We start from the raw sequence: 20,260 nt of genomic DNA on the forward strand, positions 1-20,260 counted from the left end.
GCGTAAGGCCCGCCCCATGATGCGCGCATCTTTGCCATATGCCCGGGCCGGACAGGTGGTCGGACTGCTGGGCGGGTCGTTTGACCCGGCCCATTCGGGCCATGTGGACCTGACGCGTGCGGCGCTGCGGCGGTTCGGGCTGGATCGGGTCTGGTGGCTGGTCTCGCCCGGCAATCCGCTCAAGGTCGACGGGCCGGCACCCTTGGCGACGCGCATGGAACGGGCCTGCGCCATCATGCAACATCCGCGTGTCGAGATCACGGATATTGAGGCGCGGATCGGCACGCGCTACACGGCTCGCACCTTGGCGCGGCTGCAGGCGCTTTATCCCGGTGTCCGTTTCGTCTGGCTGATGGGAGCGGACAACCTGGCGCAGTTCCATCGCTGGGGCGACTGGGAGGACATCATGCAACGGGTCCCAGTCGGGGTGATTGCCCGGCCCGGCGACCGTATCTCGGCGCGCATGTCACGGACCGCGCGGATCTACAGGGCGCAGCAATTGCCCGGCCGGGACTCGGCCCTTCTTGGGCGTGCGGACCCGCCGGCCTGGTGTTTCATCAACATGCCGATGAACGATGTTTCTTCCACCCAGATGCGGGCAGACGGTGCCTGGCAGCGATAGGCGGTTGCCCACCGGGCCGGCCGCGGCCTAGTTTGACCGCATGATGGCAAGGATGACACGGCGGGGCTTGCTGGGCGGGCTGGTCGCGACAGCGGGCGGGGCGGCCTGGGCTGGCCCTGTCGCCACCTCCCTGCGACCAAGGCTGCGGCCCGGGCCGGTTGCCACGGGCGAGATGCCCCGGCTCCGCCCGGATCTCGACACCTTGATCGCGCGGGCACAGCTGGGCGGTGTCGTCGGGGTCGAGATGCGCGATCTCGAAACCGGCGAGACGCTCCTGTCCAATGCAGCCGGAACAGACCTGCCGCCGGCCAGCGTGACCAAGGCGCTCACATCGCTCTACGCCCTGCGGCAACTTGGCGGGGCGTATCGCTTTTCAACAAGAGTTCTGGCCACAGGGCCGATCGAGGCGGGTTTGGTGCAGGGCGACCTGATCCTTGCGGGTGGCGGTGATCCGACGCTGAACACCGATCACCTCGCGGAAATGACCGAGGCATTGGCTGCGCAGGGCATCACCGGCATTTCCGGGCGCCTTCTGTGCTGGGGCGGGGCCCTGCCTCATATCGAGGAGATCGAGCCGGGCCAGCTGGATCACCTGGGCTACAACCCGGCGGTCAGCGGGCTGAACCTGAATTTCAACCGCGTGCATTTCCAGTGGGCTCGCGCGGGGGGCGACTACGAGATCACCATGGATGCCCGGACGGAACGGTATCGCCCTGATGTCGCCATGTCGCGGGTGCGGCTGTCCAGCCGGTCGCTACCGGTCTATGCCTATGAAGGACCCGACGAATGGACAGTGGCGCGGTCGGCGCTGGGCGATGGCGGTGCGCGTTGGCTGCCGGTGCGGCGCCCGGCGCTTTACGCGGGAGACGTGTTCCGGACGCTGGCGGGCGGGCAGGGTCTGCGCCTGCCCGAGCCCGTCGAGATCGACACGCTACCCGACAGCGGAACGGAGCTTTTGCGCCATGACAGCGCCACCTTGCGCGCGATCCTGGGCGACATGATGCGCTATTCCACCAACCTGACGGCCGAGGTCTGCGGGCTGGCCGCGACACGGGCACGGCTGGGCCGCCCGGTGGGGCTGCATACCTCGGCGGCGGGCATGTCCACTTGGTTGCGACAGACCTACGGAATCGGTGCGCGCTTCGCGGACCATTCCGGGCTGTCGGATGCCAGCCGCATCAGCGCTGCCGACATGGTTAAGGTGCTGGCGGCAGAAGGCGCCGAGAGCGACCTGCGCCCGTTGTTGAAACAGATCCCGATGCTGGATTCGGAACGGCAGCGGATCGAGGAATATCCGGTCGCCGTCGCGGCGAAGACAGGCACGCTCAATTTTGTGAGCACGCTTGCCGGAATTGCAACCGCGCCGGACGGACGCGACTATGCCTTTGCGATCTTCACCGCGAACCTGGACAGGCGGGAAGCGGCGAAGCGCGTGAATGATGAGGTGCCCGAGGGCAGTATCGCCTGGAACCGACGGTCCCGGCGCCTTCAGCAGGAGATCCTGCAGCGCTGGGGTCTGACGCGTAGGGGCTAGAGGGTCAGGTGACGCGCCCGCGCGCCACGCTCGATCGCGGCGGCATGCAGACGGTCGATGTTCAGCTCGTAGCGCATTTCTTCCAATAGGCGCAGTTCGGATTGGGCGATGTCCCCATCCGCCGCCGCCACGTCGCAGGCAAGGGCATAGGCGGTTTCGTACAGGCGCTCGGGCAGCGCGTCACGCACCAGGCCGAACAGGGCGTCAAGCCCGTCCTCCTGGGTGAAGAGCTCGAAGACCACGCCCGAGACCTTGCCGATCTGGTCGGCGTCGTAGTCGCCGAAGACCGGCAGGTGATTGACCGTGCTGGTGATCTTGACCAGTTCGGCGGTGCGAATGTCCTCGTCACTGGCGGAAACGGCCACCATGATGGCGACAAGGGCGTCTTGAGCGGTCAGGGCGGCGGTGGCGTTCATTGGAAAACTCCGATCTGGAACGGGTTACATTTATTGACCCTTTCGCTGCACTGCAATAGGAGGCAGGCCAGCCGGCCATGGGGGCCGGTCCAACCCCGAGGAAACCCTGAAATGTCCGATCTGCGCGACGCCGCGATGAGTTCGAAAGCCTGGCCCTTCGAAGAGGCTCGGGCGCTGCTCAAACGGGTTGAGGCCTCGGGCAAGAAAGAGGTGTTGTTCGAAACCGGCTACGGGCCGTCCGGCCTGCCGCATATCGGCACGTTCGGCGAGGTTCTGCGCACCACGATGATCCGCCGCGCCTTCGAGGTGATCTCGGACATTCCGACGCGGTTGATCTGTTTCTCGGACGACCTGGACGGGATGCGCAAGGTGCCGGGCAACGTGCCCAATCGCGATAAGCTGCAAGAGGCGTTGCAACTGCCGCTGACATCCGTGCCGGACCCGTTCGAAGAGTTCGAAAGCTTCGGCCACCATAACAACGCCATGCTGCGCCGCTTCCTCGACACCTTCGGGTTCGAGTACGAGTTCTACTCGGCAACGGACTTCTATAAGTCGGGCCAGTTCGATGCCGTGCTCAAGCGCGCCGCCGAACGCTATGACGACATCATGAAGGTGATGCTGAAATCCCTGCGCGAGGAACGCCGGCAGACCTACTCGATCTTCCTGCCGATCCATCCGGAAACCGGCCGCGTCCTTTACGTGCCGATGAAGCACGTGGATGCCGAGAACCACACCGTGACCTTCGATGATGAAGAGGGCCGCGAATGGACGCTGCCCGTCACCGGCGGCAATGTGAAGCTGCAATGGAAGCCCGATTTCGGCGCGCGCTGGGCGGCGCTGGACGTGGATTTCGAGATGTATGGCAAGGACCATTCCACCAACACCCCGATCTATGACCGGATCTGCGAGATCCTTGGGGGCAAGAAGCCGAACCACTTCACCTACGAGCTGTTCCTGGACGAGAACGGCCAGAAGATTTCCAAGTCGTCTGGAAATGGCGTCAGCATCGACGAATGGCTGACCTATGCCAGCACCGAAAGCCTGTCCTATTTCATGTATCTCAAGCCGAAAACGGCCAAGCGGATGCATTTCGACGTGATCCCCAAGGCGGTGGACGAATACCACCAGCAACTGCGCGCCTATGCGACGCAGGACACGGCCGCGCGGTTGAACAACCCGGTCTTTCATATCCACGGCCACAACGTGCCCGAAAGCACCATGGTTGTGCCGTTCTCGATGCTGCTGAACCTTGCCGCCGTGTCCGGGGCCGAGGAAAAGGACAAGCTGTGGGGCTTCATCCAGCGCTATGCGCCCGATGCCAGCCCCGAAAAGAACCCCGACCTCGACCAGGCCGCCGGGTTCGCGATCCGCTATTTCAACGATTTCGTGAAGCCGACGCGCCAGTTCCGCCTTGCGGATGACAAGGAACGCGCGGCGCTGGAAGAGTTGATCGCCTGTCTCCAGGACGAGGGCAAAGCGCTGGACGTGATCGCCCGCAAGAATGCGCAGGAAGGCAAGGACATGCCTCTTCCGACTGTCGACTGGCACGATGACGAATTCCTGCAATCGATCGTCTTCGCCATCGGCAAGACCCACGGATTCGAGCCGCTGCGGGCTTGGTTCTCGACACTCTACGAGGTCTTGCTGGGCGCATCCCAGGGCCCGCGTTTCGGCGGCTTCATCGCGCTTTACGGGATCGACGAAACCGTCGCCCTGATCGAAAGCGCGCTGCGCGGCGATCTGGCCGGGTGAAACCGAACCCCGGGTTCGTGCGTATCAGGAATGATGCGGACTAACCGGAGGTTTCCCGATGCGACACCTATTGACGATCCTGTTCCTGCTGCTGGCTCCACCGCTGGCCGCGCAGGACGAAGACATCCAGGCGGTGATCGAAAGCCAGATGCGGGCCTTCCAGGCCGGTGACAGCGCGGCGGCCTTCGAACATGCCAGCCCGCTGATCAAGCAGATTTTCGGCAATTCGCGCAATTTCGGCATGATGGTCCGGCAGGGCTATCCGATGGTCTGGAACAATGCCGAGACCCGGTTCCTGGACCTGCGCGAGATCGACGGAGAGCTTTGGCAGAAGCTGCAAGTCCGGGATGCGGCGGGTGGCCTTTACCTGATGGACTACCGCATGGTGCAGACGGAAAGCGGCTGGCAGATCGACGGCGTCGTGCTGCTGCCCGCGCCGCAGTTGGGCGTCTGACCGGCGCTGTTGCGCGGCTTCGCCGGCCATCGTGACGGTGGCCCAAGCGGGCGTTTACCCCGGCCCCATACCCCTTTCGCCCATGCCACGGATTTTGAACGGCGCTGCCGGGAAAGGGGAATGATGAACAAGGTGATCACGGATGGGCTGGTGCTGATGCCGCCGGCCTTCGCGGACGGTCTTGATGTCTGGTCAAGCGGGGATGGCACGCCGGGCTCGGACACCTATGCGGGGTCGGGCACTGGCGTTTTCGTGCCTGCCGACCAGGATTTCGGCGGCTGTATCGAGATCAGCAAGGCCAATTCCGTGCAGAAGCTGCGCCACATGGGGGCCACGCTGATCCGGCCGGGCTGCTACCTGCGGGTGACCGCGCGGGTCAAGGCGGTGTCCGGGGCATTGCCCAATGTGCGGATCGCGGGGTTTCCGCTTTGGCCGGATGGGTCTGTTCTGGGCGGCGTCACCAAGGAGGGACCGGAGATCACGCTGACCGCTTACGGAGAGGTGGTCGAGATCAGCGCGATCATCGGCACCGGTCCGCGTGGCGGGGTGGACATGGTCTGGTCCAAGGCCGGATCGGCGCATATCGGGCTGGACCTGACCGGCCCCAGCGGCGGCCTTGTGCGGATCGACGATATCCGTATCGAGGACGTGACAGGGGCCTTTCTGCGCGACATGATGGGCGTGGTCGACGTGCGCGACTACGGTGCGGTCGGTGACGGTGTGACCGATGACCGCGACGCGTTCGAAGCGGCCGATCTGGACGCCGGCGGGCGCGAGGTGCTGGTGTCGGCAGGAACCTATTTCCTGGGCGACAACGTCACTATCCAGAACCAGATCCGGTTCGAGGGCACGGTGACAATGGCCCCCGATCACCGGCTTGTGTTTCAGAAGAACTTCGACTTCGCCACCTATGCGGATGCCTTTGGCGACGAGGAGCTGGCTTTCAAGAAGGCGTTCCAGGCGCTCCTGAATTTTTCGGACCATGAATCGCTGGACCTGTGCGGGCGGAGGATCAGCCTGTCCGAGCCTGTCGATGCCTTCGCGGCCGTGGTCAACAAGCCTGCTTTCGAGGTGCGCCGCGTCATCCGCAATGGCCAGCTGCAGCCCGATCCCGGCGCGGCCTGGGATACCGAGATTGTCACATCACAGGCGAGCTACTCTGTCGCGAGTGCCCGCACGCTGACCAACGTGGTCAACGCCGCGTCGATCCCGGTCGGTGCGTTGGTGACGGGCAACGGGGTGGGCCGCGAGGTCTATGTCAAGGCGGTGGACGTGCCCGGCCAGGAGGTCACGCTGTCCTCGTCGCTCTTCGATGCGGAAGGCACCCAGGTCTTCACCTTCACCCGGTTCAAGTACCTGCTCGATTTTTCCGGCTTCGACAGGCTCTCGGCGCTGGAGCTGGAAGACATCGACTTCCACTGCAAGGGGATCGCGTCCTGTGTCATGCTCGCCCCCGATGGCCATTCCATGCGGATGCGTGACTGCCAGTTCAACAAGCCCAAGGACCGGGCCATCACCAGCCCCGGCACCGGGTGTAACGGGTTGGATATCTTTGGCTGCGTCTTCAATTCGAACGAGCAATCCCTGCCGCTGAGCGACCGCACGACGCTGTGTTTCAACATCAATCACAACGATGCGACGGTCCGGAACAACCGGGCGGCCCGGTTCAAGCACTTCGGTGTCTTGGGAGGAAACGGCAACCTGATCACCGGCAATCACTGGTACATGGGGGATAATGAAACTCAGGGTGTGCGGCAGGCCGGGATCATCCTGACTTCGCACAATTGCGTTTCGACCATCACGGCGAACTACATCGACAACAGCTTTGTGGAGTTGACCAACGAACATGACGCGCATCCCGATGCCCAGAACGAATACACGTTCGGTGGTCTGACCATGACGGGCAACATCTGTGTCTGTTCCGACGTGGCACCGTGGTTCAGCTGGATCGTGGTGAAGCCCTATGGCCAGAACCATTCGATCCAGGGACTGAACGTGTCCGGGAACGTGTTCCGCACCTATAGCGGAAATATCGACCGGGTCGAGCATATCGACACGACCTATGCCGATCTGGACTTCAACACGATGCGCAACATCACTTTCTCGGGCAATGTTTTCAATGGGGTCAACCAACAGGTTCGCAACCCCTACAGCGACATCCACAACCAGCAGACCGAGGACAGCGTCTGGATCGTGGATACCGGAACCTTCCTGCCTTTCGGTGGCTGGACCCGAACCATCGAAAGCGTGGAGCCCGTCCAGGCGATAACCAATTCATCCGGCCAGACGGTCTTTCACCAGCCCTATATCGACCCGGTGAACGGGGCCAACACCCATGAATTCCGGGTTGTCTGGCCCGAGCCGGTCAAGGGAAAGATCCGGTTCTGTGTGCGGATGGACAACCCCGCCTGACCGCAGCATCCCGAATGTGGAAAGGCCTGCCGACCGGCGGGCCTTTTTCCTGTCCGGATTGCAGTCGGCTCAGATGTAGTAGAGGTCTTTGAAGACATAGTGCGCGATCCGGTCGCGCGAAATGCCCATCTCGGCCAGTTCGGCGTCGGATTTTTCGTGCAGCGCCTCGATCCGGCGGCGGCGCCCAGCGCGGCTGCCATGGGCCTCGGCGGCGGTCCAGAAGGCCCGCCCGACTCCGCGCAGGATGTCGCGAAGGCGCGGTGCGCCGAAGGTGGTGTCGGTGATGTCTGCCATTGGAAACCTCGTCCCGGGTTGTGCGTGGTTTCCTCCCTTGCCGCGAAGTTAGGGAAGCGCCGGGCGGAGCGCTACGTCCAATCGCGCATTCGCGCTATGCGCCTGCTGCAAAGCACGGTCCGTGAGACGCAACAGGCGTAATCTGTCCTAGCGCAGCCGCTGCTCGGTCTCGCCGTCGAAGAACATGGCGTCGGCGGTGTCGAAGTCGATCACCACGCTCGTGCCCTCGGTCATCGCGGTGTTGTCGCGGCTTTCTACGATGATCCTCTCGCCGCCCGGCGGGATCAGGTAGTCGTAGGATACGCCGCCAAGCCGTTCCCGGATGTCCAGCTTGATGTCGCTGTCACCCGGCGCGATTGTCAGGTGCTGTGGACGCAGGCCCAGGTAGACCGGTTTGCCCTCGGCGGGCAGGCCTACGGGGGCATCGACAAGCCGGTTGCCAAGCGACGGCACCCGCAGCTTGCCGCCTTCGACCGTGCCTTCGATGAAGTTCATCGAGGGCGATCCGATGAACCCGGCGACGAACTTGTTGTCGGGGTCCTCATACAGGTCCATCGGGCTGCCGACCTGTTCGACCCGGCCCGCGCGCAGCACCACGATCTTGTCGGCGAGGGTCATCGCCTCGACCTGGTCGTGGGTGACATAGATCATCGTTGCGCCGATTTCCTTGTGCAGCCGGGCAATTTCCACGCGCATGTCAACGCGCAATTCGGCGTCGAGATTGGACAGCGGTTCATCGAAAAGGAACACCTCGGGGCCGCGGACGATGGCGCGGCCGATGGCGACGCGCTGGCGCTGGCCGCCGGACAGGGCCTTGGGCTTGCGTTTGAGGTAATCGTCCAGCTTCAGGATGCGGCTGGCCTCGGCCACCTTCTCATTGATCTCGGTCTTGGGGTGGCCGTTCATCTTGAGCCCGAACCCCATGTTTTCCTCGACCGTCATATGCGGGTAGAGCGCGTAGGTCTGGAACACCATGGCCACACCGCGATCCGCCGGATCGACCCGCGTGACGTCGCGCGGGCCGATGTGGATCTGGCCCTCGGTGGTTTCTTCCAGCCCCGCGATCATGCGCAGCAAGGTGGATTTGCCACAGCCCGAGGGGCCGACGAAGACGCAGAACTCCCCATCGGCGATGTCCAGGTCGATGTCATGGATCACTTGCGTGGCGCCGTATCTCTTGACGGCCTTGGTCAGCGTAACACCGGTCATCGGTTTCTCCTCCAGATGCGATCAGCCGGGGAACTGCCAGCTTTCGGCAGCTTCGGCGATTTTCGTGGCAGTTTCGGTCAGGGCCGGGCGGAGCTTTTCAAGCCCGTCCAGCGTGTTGCGTTGGGTCGAGGTGGTGATCGACAATGCGCCCATCACCCGGCCCGTGGCCGACAGGATCGGCGCGGCGATGCAGATGATGCCCTGCTCGTGTTCCTCACGGTCGAAGGACACGCCCTCGGCGCGGATCGCGTCCAGTTCCCGTTCCAGCGCTTCGGCGTCGGTCAGGGTGCGCGGGGTGTGGGCGAAAAAGGCCTGCATGTTGATCGCCTTGGCGCGGTCGTCTTCGGGCAGGAAGGCCATCATCGCCTTGCCGACCCCGGTGCAATAGCCCGGGCCGATCTTGCCCGCCTCTGAAAACATGTCGATGGGTTTGCGGGCATTGCGCTTGTCCACGTAGAGCACTTGCCCCTGGTCCATCTGCGCGAGGTGGATCGTCTCGCCTACCTGTTCGGACAGCGCATCCAGAAAGGGCCGGGCAATGGGGGCGAGCGAGCTTTGTTGCCAGGCCGCGTGGGCCAAACGCACCAGCCGCAGCCCCGGCGCATAGGTCTGGCGCGCCTCGTCATAGGTCAGCATGCCCTGATTGGTCAGGGTTTGCAGCAGCCTGTAGAGCGTCGCCTTGGGGTGGTCGGATTCGGCCAGAAGTTCCGCGAATCGCACCGGACGCCCCCTCGCCGCGACAAGGTCCATCACGTCCAGCGCCTTGCCGACCGTGCCATCCGCATGTCCGCCATTCGTGGTCTGCCGGTTCATCCGCGTTATGTCCTCCCTTGTCCGGACGGTGCCGTCCGGGTGTTGACTTTGCTAACCCGAATCCCGCATAGTTTCAATAGTTGGAATAAGGTTTCATTATTTGGAACAATCCGACGCTGCATTATGGGAGGACACCAATGCTCAAGAAACTCACTTCGGCAGCCGTCGCGCTGACGATGACCACTGGCCTTTCCGGCCCTGCCTTCGCCGAGGCGCACTCGGAGCTCGAGGGCACCCTGCGGATCATTTCCGATATGTCGAATCCGGCGCCGCGCGCCGTGATGGAGGGAATGGCCGCCGAGTTCGACGCCATGCACCCGAACCTGACGGTCGAACTGGACATCGTCGATCGCGAAGCCTGGAAAAGCCAGATCCGCAACGCCCTGTCGGCCAATCCGCCGGACGTGGTGAACTGGTATGCCGCCAACCGGATGGAGCCATACGTCGACTCCGGCCTGTTCATGGACATCACCGATTGGTGGGACGCCGGCGACTATGAGGGGCTCGAGTCCGTCAAGGGCGCGATGACCATGGATGGCAAGCAGTGGGGCATCCCCTATACCTACTACCAGTGGGGCGTCTATTACCGCGAAGACATCTTCAACGAGCTGGGGCTGGAAGAGCCCGAGACCTTCGAGCAGGAAATCGCCAACTGTCAGGCGATCCTTGATTCGGGGCGCAAGTGCTACACGATCGGCACCAAGTTCCTTTGGACCGCCGGTGGCTGGTTCGACTACCTGAACATGCGCACCAACGGGTTTGACCACCACATGGCCCTGGCCCGCGGCGAGCTGTCCTGGACCGAGGATGAGGGCGTTCGTCAGACCTTCGAGAACTGGCGCACCCTGATCGACATGGGCGCCTTCATCGACGACCATCAGACCTACAGCTGGCAGGAGGCGCTGCCCTTCATGGTCAACGGCGAAGCCGCCGCCTACCTGATGGGCAACTTCGTGGTGCCGCAGCTGCGCGATGCCGGTCTGGGCGATGACCAGATCGACTTCTACCAGTTCCCGGCCATCAACCCCGATGTCGCCATGGGCGAGGATGCCCCGACCGACACGTTCCACGTGGCCTCGGGCGCGCAGAATGTCGAGGCGGCGCGCGAATTCCTGAAATACGTGACCTCCGCCGAGGTGCAGACCGAGATCAACGGCCCCGATGGCCTTGGTCAGCTTCCGGTCAACGCCAACGCGTCGGTCGCGGATGACGAGTTCATCCAGCAGGGCTTCACCATGCTGTCGGAAAACGCCACCGGCGGGATCGCGCAGTTCTTCGACCGTGATTTCCCGGCCGAGATGGCCTCGATCGGCATGGAAGGTCTGCAGGAGTTCATGGTGTTCCCGGACAACCTGGACGACATCCTGGCCCGCCTCGAAAGCGCACGCGAGCGCATCTACGAGTAAATCCGTTACGGCCGGGGCCCCAATGCGGGGCCCCGCGCCACTCGCAGGCCATCCGCAAGCCCGGTCCGGGCTTTCGCATGCATTGCGCGCGGCCCAGGCGCCGTGCCCGGAGGACACGCCATGACAATCGCCACCGACCCGGAAACCCAAGGCTGGTTCCAGCGCAACCGGATGATCATCACGCCGTTGATGTTCCTTCTGCCGGGCGTGCTGTTTTTCGCGATCTACGTGATTATCCCGATTTTCCAGAGCTTCTACATCTCGACCTATGAATGGAACGGGCTGGGGGATCTGTCCGAGCAGGGCGAATTCGTCGGGCTGGACAATTATCGAGAACTGATGACCGACCGCGCCTTCGAGGTGTCGCTGTGGAACAATGTCAAATGGCTGGCGCTCTACCTTCTGGCCATTCCCGGTGGCCTGTTCATTGCGCTGTTCCTCAACCAGACCATCGTGGGCATCCGCCTTTACAAGTCGCTGTTCTTCTTTCCCTTCGTCATCAGCCAGGTCGTCGTGGGTCTGGTGTTTTCCTGGTTCTACCTGCCGCGCGAAGGCCTGTTGAACGGCTTCCTCGGGCTCTTCGGGGCGGGGCCGGTCAACGTCCTGGGTGACCCGACGCTGGCGACCTATGGCATCATCGCCGCCGGCCTTTGGCCACAAACGGCCTATTGCATGATCCTCTACCTGACGGGTCTGAACGCGGTCGACCCCGAACAGATCGAGGCCGCCCGGCTGGACGGCGCGCGGGGGCGGCGCATGCTGTGGCACGTGATCCTGCCGCAGCTGCGTCCCGCCACATTCATCGCCTTCGTGGTCACGATCATCGGCGCGCTGCGCTCCTTCGACCTGATCTCGATCATGACGAATGGTGGGCCGTTCGGCTCTACCCGTGTGCTGTCCTTCTACATGTTCGAGAAAGCCCTGTCGGAATACGGGTTCCGCATGGGCTATGGCTCGGCCATCGCGGTGATCCTGTTCCTGATCATGCTGGTCTTCATCGGCTATTTCCTGTGGTCCATGTGGCGCGACGAACGCGACGCGCGGCGCTGAGAGGAGTGTAAGAGATGTTCCCGACACCCATCGAAAAGCGGTCGCGCGCGGCGCAGATCACCTATCAATCGCTGGTTCCCCTGGCACTGGTCATGTGGCTCATGCCGCTGATCGCGGTGGCTCTGTTCTCGATCCGGCCCGGCGTCGATTTCTCGAACGGCAACTACTGGGGCCTGCCCTCGTCCTTCGAGCTGTTCACCAATTATGGCAAGGTCTTCTTCGAGAGCGATATGCCCCGCTACTTGTGGAACTCGGTCCTGATCACCGTGCCGACGGTGATCGGCGCCGTGGCGCTGTCCTGCATGACCGGGTTCGCGCTGGGCATCTATCGGTTCCGGGGCAATCTTCTGATCTTTTTCATGTTCATCGCGGGCAACTTCGTGCCCTTCCAGATTCTCATGGTGCCAGTGCGCGACCTGACGGTGGACGCGGGCCTCTACGACACCAAGCTGGGCCTGATCTTGTTCCACATCGCGTTCCAGACGGGGTTCTGCACGCTGTTCATGCGCAACTTCATCCGCGCGCTGCCCTATGAACTGATCGAGGCCGCGCGGGTCGAAGGCGTCAAGGAATGGCGCATCTTCTGGTTCATCGTCCTGCCCCTGATGAAGCCCGCCATCGCGGCGCTGTCGGTGCTGATCTTCACCTTCATCTGGAACGATTACTTCTGGGCTGTGGTGCTGACCCAGGGTCCGGACGCCCAACCTGTCACTGCCGGGATCACCAGCTTCAACAGCCAGTTCGTGGCGCAATACCACCTGATGAGCGCGGGCAGCATCGTTGCCGCCCTGCCGCCGGTGGCGATGTTCTTCCTGATGCAGCGCCACTTCATCGCAGGTCTCACACTCGGAGCCGTTAAATGACCAAGCTGACCTTCATCGGGGCAGGATCCACGATCTTCATGCGCAACATCGTGGGCGACATGCTGCATTTCGAGGCGTTGCGCGACGCCGAGATCGCGCTGATGGATATCGACGAAAGTCGTCTGGCCGAATCCGAACAGGTGGCGCGGCGCATGATCGCGACCATGGGCAGTGGCGCGCGGGTGACCACCCATACCGACCAGCGCCGTGCGCTGGAGGGCGCGGATTTCGTCGTCACCGCCTTTCAGATCGGGGGATACGATCCCTGCACGATCACCGATTTCGAGATCCCCAAGGCCTACGGGTTGCGCCAGACCATCGCCGATACGCTGGGTGTCGGTGGCATCATGCGGGGCCTGCGCACCGTGCCGCATCTGTGGAAGGTCGCCGAGGACATGAGCGCGGTCTGCCCCGATGCGCTGCTGATGCAATACGTGAACCCCATGGCCATCAACACTTGGGCCCTTGCCGAACGCTATCCGCATATCCGGCAGGTGGGGCTGTGCCATTCGGTGCAGAACACCGTGCAGGAACTGGCCCATGACCTCGACATGGACGCGGGCGATATCCGCTACAAGGTGGCGGGCGTGAACCATGTGGCCTTCTTCCTGCGGCTCGAAGACGCGGCGGGGGCCTCGCTTTATCCACGCCTGCGCGAGGGTTACCGGGCCGGGCGACTGCCCAAGGCGCCGCTGCTGATGCCGCGCTGCCCCAACAAGGTGCGCTACGAGGTGATGGAACAGCTTGGCTATTTCTGCACCGAAAGCAGCGAGCATTTCGCGGAATACGTGCCGTGGTTCATCAAGGAGGGCCGCGAGGACCTGATCGAGGCGTTCGGTATTCCGCTGGACGAATACCCCAAGCGCTGTGTCGAGCAGGTCGCCGAATGGAAGGCGCAGGCGGCCGAACTGGCCCAGCAGGCCAGCATCGACGTGCCCAAGAGCCACGAATTCGCTGCCGAGATGATGAACGCTATCGTGACAGACCAGCCGTTCACCGCCTATGGCAACCTGCGCAACCGGGGACAGGTTCCGCAGCTGCCCTTGGGCGCGGCGGTGGAAACGCCCTGCCTGGTGGATCAGAACGGCGTGCAGCCCTCTGTCGTCACCGACATTCCGCCACAGCTGGTGGCGCTGATGCGGACGCAGGTCAACGTGCAGGAACTGACGGTGCGTGCCCTGCTGGACGAGAGCCCCGAACATATCTACCACGCCGCCATGATGGACCCGCACACCGCCGCCGAGCTGGACCTGCGCCAGATCCGGGCGCTGGTGGATGATCTGCTGGCGGCCCATGGCGACTGGCTGCCCGGCTGGGCGCAAGTGAAGAAAGCGGCCTGAGGGCCGGAACGGACAGGAATAAATGACCACGAAAAGACGCAGCGCCGCCTGGTATGGCAAGCTCGACCGCGACGGGTTCATCCACCGCAGCTGGATGAAGAACCAGGGCTTTCCCGATCACGCGTTCGACGGGCGGCCGATCATCGGAATCTGCAACACCTGGTCGGAGCTGACGCCCTGCAATAGCGGCCTGCGCGATCTGGCCGAGGGCGTCAAACGCGGTGTCTGGGAGGCGGGTGGTTTCCCGGTGGAATTCCCGGTGATGTCGCTGGGCGAGACCCAGATGAAGCCGACCGCCATGCTGTTCCGCAACCTTCTGGCCATGGATGTCGAGGAATCGATCCGTGCCTATGGCATTGACGGGGTGGTTCTGCTGGGCGGCTGTGACAAGACCACGCCGGGGCAGCTGATGGGCGCGGCCAGCGTCGATCTGCCGTCGATCGTCGTGTCCTCCGGCCCGATGCTGAACGGCAAGTGGCAGGGCAAGGATATCGGCAGCGGCACGGATGTCTGGAAATTCTCCGAAGCCGTGCGCGCGGGCGAGATGACCTTGCAGGATTTCATGGCCGCCGAAAGCGGCATGTCCCGGTCCAAGGGCGTGTGCATGACCATGGGCACGGCCTCCACCATGGCCAGCCTGGTCGAGGCGATGGGCATGTCCCTGCCCACGAATGCTGCGCTGCCCGCTGTCGATGCGCGTCGCATGGCGCTGGCGCATCTGACCGGCAAGCGGATCGTTGAAATGGTGGACGAGGATATAAAACCCTCGGACGTGCTGACCAAGGCGGCCTTCATCAACGCCATTCGCGCCAATGCGGCCGTGGGCGGGTCCACCAATGCGGTGATGCACCTTCTGGCGCTGGCAGGCCGCGTCGGCGTGGAGCTGACGCTGGATGATTTCGAACAGGGCAGCGATGTGCCGCTTCTGGTCAACTGCATGCCGTCGGGCGACTACCTGATGGAGGATTTCTGTTATGCGGGCGGCATGCCCGTCGTGTTGCAGGAACTGGCGGGGCAGGGGCTTCTGTCAGCGTCGAAGACCGTGCTGGGCGGCGATATCGCGGCGTATGCCGAGGGTGCGGAATGCTTCAACGCCGACGTCATCCGTTCCTTCGACAATCCGGTGAAACCGGCGGCGGGCCTGCGTGTGCTGCGCGGCAATCTCGCGCCGCTGGGGGCCATCGTGAAACCCTCGGCGGCCACGGATGCGCTTCTGGAACATGAGGGCGAAGCGTTCGTCTTTGAAAACATCGAGGACATGAAGGCCAATATCGACCGCGACGACCTCCCGGTGACGCCGGACACCATTCTCGTGCTCAAGGGCTGCGGTCCGAAGGGCTATCCGGGCATGCCCGAGGTGGGCAACATGCCGATCCCGAAGAAGCTGGTGCAGCAGGGGGTGCGCGACATGATCCGCATTTCCGATGCCCGCATGTCGGGCACGGCCTACGGCACCGTGATCCTGCATGTCGCGCCAGAGGCGCAGGCCGGTGGAAACCTGGCGCTGGTGAAGACCGGCGACCGCATCCGCGTCTCGGCCAGTGCGGGTCAGTTGGAACTTCTCGTCGATGCCGCGGAACTGGAGGCGCGCCGCGCCGCCTGGCAGCCCGACGCGCCGCATTACACGCGCGGCTACGCGAAACTCTATATCGACCACGTGTTGCAGGCCGACCGGGGCGCGGACCTGGATTTCCTCGTGGGCAAGGACACCCGCCCCGTGACAAGGGAGAGCCACTGATGACCCAAGCCAGCTATCCCGATCTGAACGGCGCCTCGGTCTTCATCACCGGGGGCGGCTCCGGCATCGGCGCGGCCCTGACCGAAGGGTTCCTGCGCCAGGGCGCGCGGGTCGCGTTCGTGGGCCGTTCGGATGCGACCGATTTCGTGGACCGCATGGAACAGGAAACCGGCAATCGCCCGCTGTTCATCCAATGCGACATCACCGACATTCCGGCGCTCAAGGCGGCGATCGAAAAGGCGGCCACCGCCAATGGCCCGATCCGCGCCTTGGTGAACAATGCCGCCAACGACCAGCGCCACACCACCGCGGAGGTCGACGAGTCCTTCTGGGATTGGATGATGGCGATCAACCTCAAGGCCTATTTCTTCGCCTGCCAGGCGGTCATGCCGGGGATGAAGGCGCTGGGCGGTGGGGCGATCATCAATTTCAGCTCGATCAGCTACATGATGGGCGGGGCGGGCTATCCGCTCTACACCACCGCCAATTCGGGCATCAACGGCATGACGCGCAGTCTGGCCCGCGAATTCGGGCCGGACAAGATCCGTGTCAACGCGCTCGCGCCGGGCTGGGTGCTGACTGAAAAACAGCTGGAGATGTGGGCCGACCCCGATGCGCTTGCCGCGCATATGGACAAGCAATGCCTCAAGGAACACCTGCATCCCGACGACATCGTCGGGGCCACCCTGTTCCTGGCCTCGGATGCCAGCCGGATGATGACCGGACAGGCCATGGTCGTCGATGGCGGCGTGGCGGTAACCGGGTAGTGAGCGACAAGGAGGGTGACATGACACCGGACTGGCTGGCCGTCGACTGGGGCACCTCGCATCTGCGGGTCTGGCTGATGGGGCCGGACGGCGCGGTGCTGGACCAGCGCCGATCCGACCGGGGCATGGGCCACCTGTCGCGCGATCAGTTCGAACCGGCGCTGCTGGCGCTGGTGGGCGATGCGCTGCCCGATGGCGGCACCGTTCCGGTGATCGTCTGCGGCATGGCCGGGTCGCGCCAGGGCTGGGCCGAAGCACCCTATGCGACCGTCCCCTGCGCACCACCCTCGATCGGCGCGGCTGTCGCGGTGACAACCGCCGATCCGCGCCTTTCGGTTTTCATCGTGCCGGGGATCAAGCAGGTCTCTCCGCCTGACGTCATGCGCGGCGAGGAAACCCAGATCGCCGGGTTCCTGGTCGACGATCCCGGGTTCGACGGGGTGCTGTGCCTGCCCGGCACTCATTGCAAATGGGTGCATATCAGCGCCGGGGAGGTGGTCAGTTTCCGCACCTTCATGACCGGAGAGCTGTTCGCCCTGCTGGAACAGGCCTCGGTGCTGCGCCATTCGGTGAAGGGAGGCGACTGGGAGGCCGACGCCTTTGCATCGGCGGTCGAGGATGCCATGTCGCGTCCGGCCACCGTCGCGGCCGAGCTTTTCTCCATTCGTGCGGCGGCGCTGCTCGAAGGGGTCGGGCCGGGGCCGTCCCGCGCGCGGCTGTCGGGCCTTTTGATCGGACTGGAGCTCGCCGGGGCGCGGCCCTATTGGCTGGGTCAGGATATCCGCGTGGTCGGGGCGGGGGGCATCGCTGCCGCTTATCATGACGCGTTGGCCGCCCAGGGCGCCAGCGTCGCCACCGTGACCGGTGACGGCATGGCCTTGCGGGGGCTGCGTACGGCCTATGAGACCCTGCGCGAGGCCGCCCAATGACCCGAGAGATCATTGCCATTTTGCGCGGTGTGCAACCGCACGAGGCCATCGCGATCACCGATGCCCTGATGGACGCGGGCATTACCCGGATCGAAGTGCCGCTGAACTCGCCTGACCCGTTCGACAGTATCGCCCGCATGGTGGACCATGCAGGGGATGCGGCGATGATCGGGGCGGGCACGGTGCTGGACGTCGACGCGGTCACACGGCTGGCCGGGATCGGTGCCGGTATGGTGGTGTCGCCGGACGCCAACCCGGAGGTCATTGAAGCGACCAAGGCCCATGGCATGGCGTCCTATCCCGGTGTCTTCACCGCGACCGAGTGCTTCAGCGCCTTGCGCCACGGCGCGGACGGGCTGAAATTCTTCCCGGCTTTCAAGCTGGGATTGGACGGCTTCAAGGCGCTGTCTGCGGTGTTGCCGAAAACGGCAGCAACATATGCGGTGGGCGGGGTCGGCCCCGCCGATTTCGCCGATTGGCACGCGGCCGGGATCACCGGGTTCGGGCTTGGCTCGAACCTTTACAAACCCGGCTATGACGCGGCCCGCGTCGGCAAGCTGGCGGCAGAGGCCGTGGCCGCCTACGACTCCGCGTTTTCCTGATACAAGACCGAAAAGAGGATCCGATGCAGCGCACCCTTGGCACCTGCTATTACCCCGAGCATTGGCCCGAGGCGGTCTGGGAAAGAGACGCCGCCCGCATGGCCGAGGCGGGGCTGACCTGGGTGCGGATCGGTGAATTTGCCTGGGGCCGGATCGAGCCCGCGCCCGGTGATCTGCATTGGGATTGGCTGGACCGCGCGATCGGGGTGCTGGGGCAGGCGGGGCTGAAGGTTGTGCTGGGCACGCCCACCGCCACGCCGCCGCGCTGGGTGGTGGACAAGCACCCCGACATGCTGGCCGTCGATGCCGAGGGACGCCCGCGCAAGTTCGGCTCGCGCCGGCATTACTGTTTCAGCCATGCGGGCTACCAGGAGGAATGCCGCCGGATCGTCACGCTGATGGCGGACCGCTATGGCCGCAATCCGCATGTGGCGGCATGGCAGACAGATAATGAATATGGCTGCCACGATACGATCCTGTCCTATTCCGAGGCCGCGCGGGGCGCATTCCGTGACTGGCTGGCGCAGCGGTATCAATCGCCGGACGCGCTCAACCGGGCCTGGGGCAATGTGTTCTGGTCTATGGACTACGCCAGCTTCGACGATGTCGACCTGCCCAACCTGACCGTGACGGAACCCAACCCGTCTCATGCCCTTGATTTCCGCCGGTTCAGTTCCGACCAGGTGGTGCGGTTCAACCAGGTGCAGGCCGAGATCATCCGTGCCCGGTCCGACGCGCCCATCGCCCATAACTACATGGGGCGCGTCACCGATTTCGATCATTTCAAGGTGGGTGACGATCTGGAAATCGCGTCCTGGGACAGCTACCCGCTTGGGTTCCTGGAGGATCGCGTCGGGGCTGACGATGCCAAGAAGCGCCATTTTGCCCGGCAGGGCGACCCGGATTTTCAGGCCTTTCACCACGATCTTTATCGCGCCGTGGGGCGTGGCCGCTGGTGGGTGATGGAACAGCAGCCCGGCCCGGTGAACTGGGCGCCCTACAACCCCGCCCCGCTGCCGGGCATGGTGCGCCTATGGTCATGGGAGGCCTTTGCCCACGGTGCCGAGGCGGTCTGCTATTTCCGCTGGCGGCAGGCGCCTTTCGCGCAGGAACAGATGCATGCGGGCCTTTTGCGCCCCGACAGTGCCGACGCGCCAGCGATGGACGAGGCCCGCCAGGTCGCGGCAGAGATCGCCGAGGCGCCCGAGGTGCAGCCAGCGCAGGCCCCGGTCGCGCTTATCTTCGACTATGATGCGGACTGGGCGTGGTCGGTGCAGCCGCACGGCGCCGGGCTTTCGTATTTCGGGCTGGTGCTGGAGTGTTACCGCGCCTTGCGCCGGGCGGGGCTGTCCGTGGACATCATCCGCCCGGATGCGGCGCAGCTGGCAGGCTACAAGGCGATTTTCGCGCCCGGCCTGATGCACATCCCGGACGACATGAAGGCGGCGCTGCTGGCCTCGGACGCGCAGGTGGTGCTTGGACCCCGGGCCGGGGCGCGGACCCGCGACATGGCCATCCCGGACCGCCTGCCGCCGGACCTGCCCGGCATCGACCTCAAGGTGACTCGCGTGGAATCCATGCGCCCAGATATGCCTGTGCCCCTGTCGGGCGACGGGGCCGTGACCGGCTACCTGGACGAGATCGAAGGTGTGGGAGAGACCGTTCTGGAAACCGAAGCCGGTCAGCCGGTCGCGATGCGCTTTGGCGGGCTGACCTACCTGGCGGGCTGGCTGGATGCGCGGGGCTTCGACAGGCTGGTCTCTGAAATCGCCGGCCGGGCGGGTGTGGCGACCCATCCCATGCCCGAGGGCGTGCGCATCCGCGACACGGGCACGGAACGGTTCTGGTTCAACTACAACCCGCACCCCGTCTCGGTCGAGGCAGGCGAATTGCCACCGGCTGGGGTGATCCGTCAGCCGCGCTAGCCCTTCCCGAACCCGTGCAACCTGCCCGAGGGATTGCGCAGGCGGCGGGCTTGGGCTTGATTTTCGGGCCCGCCACCTGCGTTACTGATAAGGGCTCAGCGGTGTGCAGCTGTTTCCGGGTTGCCCGCCGTGTT

The 20,260-nt window shown here is 64.2% G+C and carries 18 protein-coding genes; 14 read left to right on the forward strand and 4 right to left on the reverse strand.

Annotated features, from left to right (window positions below):
* Positions 1-19: 19 nt before the first annotated feature.
* Together DFK10_RS04955 and dacB are read left to right on the forward strand one after the other, a co-directional pair.
* Positions 20-622: a nicotinate-nucleotide adenylyltransferase gene (locus DFK10_RS04955; protein WP_109387633.1), complete on the forward strand. Its 603-nt coding sequence runs from the start codon at positions 20-22 to the stop codon at positions 620-622.
* A gap of 40 nt (positions 623-662) precedes the next feature.
* On the forward strand, positions 663-2,156 hold the full coding sequence (gene dacB / locus DFK10_RS04960) for a D-alanyl-D-alanine carboxypeptidase/D-alanyl-D-alanine endopeptidase (RefSeq protein ID WP_109387223.1): 1,494 nt from the start codon (positions 663-665) through the stop codon (positions 2,154-2,156).
* On the opposite strand, the gene DFK10_RS04965 is transcribed toward dacB, so the two are convergent.
* Complete coding sequence (locus tag DFK10_RS04965; RefSeq protein WP_109387225.1) at positions 2,153-2,572, reverse strand: tellurite resistance TerB family protein; 420 nt, start codon at positions 2,570-2,572, stop codon at positions 2,153-2,155. The genes dacB and DFK10_RS04965 overlap by 4 nt on opposite strands.
* 111 nt (positions 2,573-2,683) lie before the next feature.
* Between DFK10_RS04965 and DFK10_RS04970 the strand changes: the two genes are divergently transcribed.
* From DFK10_RS04970 to DFK10_RS04980, 3 genes are all read left to right on the forward strand, one after another.
* Positions 2,684-4,324: a lysine--tRNA ligase gene (locus DFK10_RS04970; protein WP_109387227.1), complete on the forward strand. Its 1,641-nt coding sequence runs from the start codon at positions 2,684-2,686 to the stop codon at positions 4,322-4,324.
* Between the two features lie 58 nt (positions 4,325-4,382).
* Complete coding sequence (locus DFK10_RS04975; protein ID WP_109387229.1) at positions 4,383-4,778, forward strand: DUF4864 domain-containing protein; 396 nt, start codon at positions 4,383-4,385, stop codon at positions 4,776-4,778.
* Between the two features lie 123 nt (positions 4,779-4,901).
* The gene (locus DFK10_RS04980) at positions 4,902-7,190 is read left to right on the forward strand and encodes a glycosyl hydrolase family 28-related protein (RefSeq protein WP_109387635.1); all 2,289 of its coding nucleotides are present in this window, start codon (positions 4,902-4,904) and stop codon (positions 7,188-7,190) included.
* A gap of 69 nt (positions 7,191-7,259) precedes the next feature.
* On the opposite strand, the gene DFK10_RS04985 is transcribed toward DFK10_RS04980, so the two are convergent.
* From DFK10_RS04985 to DFK10_RS04995, 3 genes are all read right to left on the reverse strand, one after another.
* Positions 7,260-7,484 (reverse strand): hypothetical protein, encoded by a 225-nt coding sequence (locus DFK10_RS04985; protein ID WP_109387231.1) that lies wholly within the window; start codon positions 7,482-7,484, stop codon positions 7,260-7,262.
* Positions 7,485-7,631: 147 nt separating this feature from the next.
* On the reverse strand, positions 7,632-8,693 hold the full coding sequence (locus tag DFK10_RS04990; protein WP_109387233.1) for an ABC transporter ATP-binding protein: 1,062 nt from the start codon (positions 8,691-8,693) through the stop codon (positions 7,632-7,634).
* 21 nt (positions 8,694-8,714) lie between these two features.
* Positions 8,715-9,506 carry an IclR family transcriptional regulator gene (locus tag DFK10_RS04995; protein WP_109387235.1) on the reverse strand — a complete coding sequence of 264 codons (792 nt, stop codon included), beginning with the start codon at positions 9,504-9,506 and terminating at the stop codon, positions 8,715-8,717.
* Positions 9,507-9,643: 137 nt separating this feature from the next.
* Between DFK10_RS04995 and DFK10_RS05000 the strand changes: the two genes are divergently transcribed.
* From DFK10_RS05000 to DFK10_RS05040, 9 genes are all read left to right on the forward strand, one after another.
* On the forward strand, positions 9,644-10,912 hold the full coding sequence (locus DFK10_RS05000) for an ABC transporter substrate-binding protein (RefSeq protein WP_217810061.1): 1,269 nt from the start codon (positions 9,644-9,646) through the stop codon (positions 10,910-10,912).
* A 120-nt stretch (positions 10,913-11,032) separates the two neighbouring features.
* Complete coding sequence (locus DFK10_RS05005) at positions 11,033-11,962, forward strand: carbohydrate ABC transporter permease (RefSeq protein ID WP_109387237.1); 930 nt, start codon at positions 11,033-11,035, stop codon at positions 11,960-11,962.
* A 14-nt stretch (positions 11,963-11,976) separates the two neighbouring features.
* Entirely contained in the window at positions 11,977-12,825 is an 849-nt protein-coding gene (locus DFK10_RS05010; RefSeq protein ID WP_109387239.1) for a carbohydrate ABC transporter permease, read from the forward strand.
* On the forward strand, positions 12,822-14,165 hold the full coding sequence (melA, locus tag DFK10_RS05015) for an alpha-glucosidase/alpha-galactosidase (RefSeq protein WP_109387241.1): 1,344 nt from the start codon (positions 12,822-12,824) through the stop codon (positions 14,163-14,165). The genes DFK10_RS05010 and melA overlap by 4 nt, the downstream gene beginning before the upstream one ends.
* A 22-nt stretch (positions 14,166-14,187) precedes the next feature.
* The gene (locus tag DFK10_RS05020; protein WP_109387243.1) at positions 14,188-15,903 is read left to right on the forward strand and encodes an IlvD/Edd family dehydratase; all 1,716 of its coding nucleotides are present in this window, start codon (positions 14,188-14,190) and stop codon (positions 15,901-15,903) included.
* On the forward strand, positions 15,903-16,670 hold the full coding sequence (locus tag DFK10_RS05025) for an SDR family NAD(P)-dependent oxidoreductase (protein ID WP_109387245.1): 768 nt from the start codon (positions 15,903-15,905) through the stop codon (positions 16,668-16,670). Before DFK10_RS05020 ends, DFK10_RS05025 begins: the two co-directional genes overlap by 1 nt.
* Before the next feature lie 20 nt (positions 16,671-16,690).
* The gene (locus DFK10_RS05030) at positions 16,691-17,599 is read left to right on the forward strand and encodes a 2-dehydro-3-deoxygalactonokinase (RefSeq protein ID WP_109387247.1); all 909 of its coding nucleotides are present in this window, start codon (positions 16,691-16,693) and stop codon (positions 17,597-17,599) included.
* Complete coding sequence (locus tag DFK10_RS05035) at positions 17,596-18,201, forward strand: 2-dehydro-3-deoxy-6-phosphogalactonate aldolase (protein ID WP_109387249.1); 606 nt, start codon at positions 17,596-17,598, stop codon at positions 18,199-18,201. Before DFK10_RS05030 ends, DFK10_RS05035 begins: the two co-directional genes overlap by 4 nt.
* A gap of 23 nt (positions 18,202-18,224) precedes the next feature.
* The gene (locus DFK10_RS05040; protein ID WP_109387251.1) at positions 18,225-20,126 is read left to right on the forward strand and encodes a beta-galactosidase; all 1,902 of its coding nucleotides are present in this window, start codon (positions 18,225-18,227) and stop codon (positions 20,124-20,126) included.
* Positions 20,127-20,260 lie beyond the last annotated feature (134 nt).

Origin of the sequence: Salibaculum griseiflavum, from assembly GCF_003129565.1 — a bacterium.
Taxonomy (GTDB): Bacteria; Pseudomonadota; Alphaproteobacteria; order Rhodobacterales; family Rhodobacteraceae; genus Salibaculum; species Salibaculum griseiflavum.

Bases quoted from the DNA above. Each gene is read 5' to 3' on its own strand.
- DFK10_RS04955 (WP_109387633.1), top strand. From the start codon at position 20: ATGCGCGCATCTTTGCCATATGCCCGGGCCGGACAGGTGGTCGGACTG.
- dacB (WP_109387223.1), top strand. From the start codon at position 663: ATGATGGCAAGGATGACACGGCGGGGCTTGCTGGGCGGGCTGGTCGCG.
- DFK10_RS04965 (WP_109387225.1), bottom strand. From the start codon at position 2,572: ATGAACGCCACCGCCGCCCTGACCGCTCAAGACGCCCTTGTCGCCATC.
- DFK10_RS04970 (WP_109387227.1), top strand. From the start codon at position 2,684: ATGTCCGATCTGCGCGACGCCGCGATGAGTTCGAAAGCCTGGCCCTTC.
- DFK10_RS04975 (WP_109387229.1), top strand. From the start codon at position 4,383: ATGCGACACCTATTGACGATCCTGTTCCTGCTGCTGGCTCCACCGCTG.
- DFK10_RS04980 (WP_109387635.1), top strand. From the start codon at position 4,902: ATGAACAAGGTGATCACGGATGGGCTGGTGCTGATGCCGCCGGCCTTC.
- DFK10_RS04985 (WP_109387231.1), bottom strand. From the start codon at position 7,484: ATGGCAGACATCACCGACACCACCTTCGGCGCACCGCGCCTTCGCGAC.
- DFK10_RS04990 (WP_109387233.1), bottom strand. From the start codon at position 8,693: ATGACCGGTGTTACGCTGACCAAGGCCGTCAAGAGATACGGCGCCACG.
- DFK10_RS04995 (WP_109387235.1), bottom strand. From the start codon at position 9,506: ATGAACCGGCAGACCACGAATGGCGGACATGCGGATGGCACGGTCGGC.
- DFK10_RS05000 (WP_217810061.1), top strand. From the start codon at position 9,644: ATGCTCAAGAAACTCACTTCGGCAGCCGTCGCGCTGACGATGACCACT.
- DFK10_RS05005 (WP_109387237.1), top strand. From the start codon at position 11,033: ATGACAATCGCCACCGACCCGGAAACCCAAGGCTGGTTCCAGCGCAAC.
- DFK10_RS05010 (WP_109387239.1), top strand. From the start codon at position 11,977: ATGTTCCCGACACCCATCGAAAAGCGGTCGCGCGCGGCGCAGATCACC.
- melA (WP_109387241.1), top strand. From the start codon at position 12,822: ATGACCAAGCTGACCTTCATCGGGGCAGGATCCACGATCTTCATGCGC.
- DFK10_RS05020 (WP_109387243.1), top strand. From the start codon at position 14,188: ATGACCACGAAAAGACGCAGCGCCGCCTGGTATGGCAAGCTCGACCGC.
- DFK10_RS05025 (WP_109387245.1), top strand. From the start codon at position 15,903: ATGACCCAAGCCAGCTATCCCGATCTGAACGGCGCCTCGGTCTTCATC.
- DFK10_RS05030 (WP_109387247.1), top strand. From the start codon at position 16,691: ATGACACCGGACTGGCTGGCCGTCGACTGGGGCACCTCGCATCTGCGG.
- DFK10_RS05035 (WP_109387249.1), top strand. From the start codon at position 17,596: ATGACCCGAGAGATCATTGCCATTTTGCGCGGTGTGCAACCGCACGAG.
- DFK10_RS05040 (WP_109387251.1), top strand. From the start codon at position 18,225: ATGCAGCGCACCCTTGGCACCTGCTATTACCCCGAGCATTGGCCCGAG.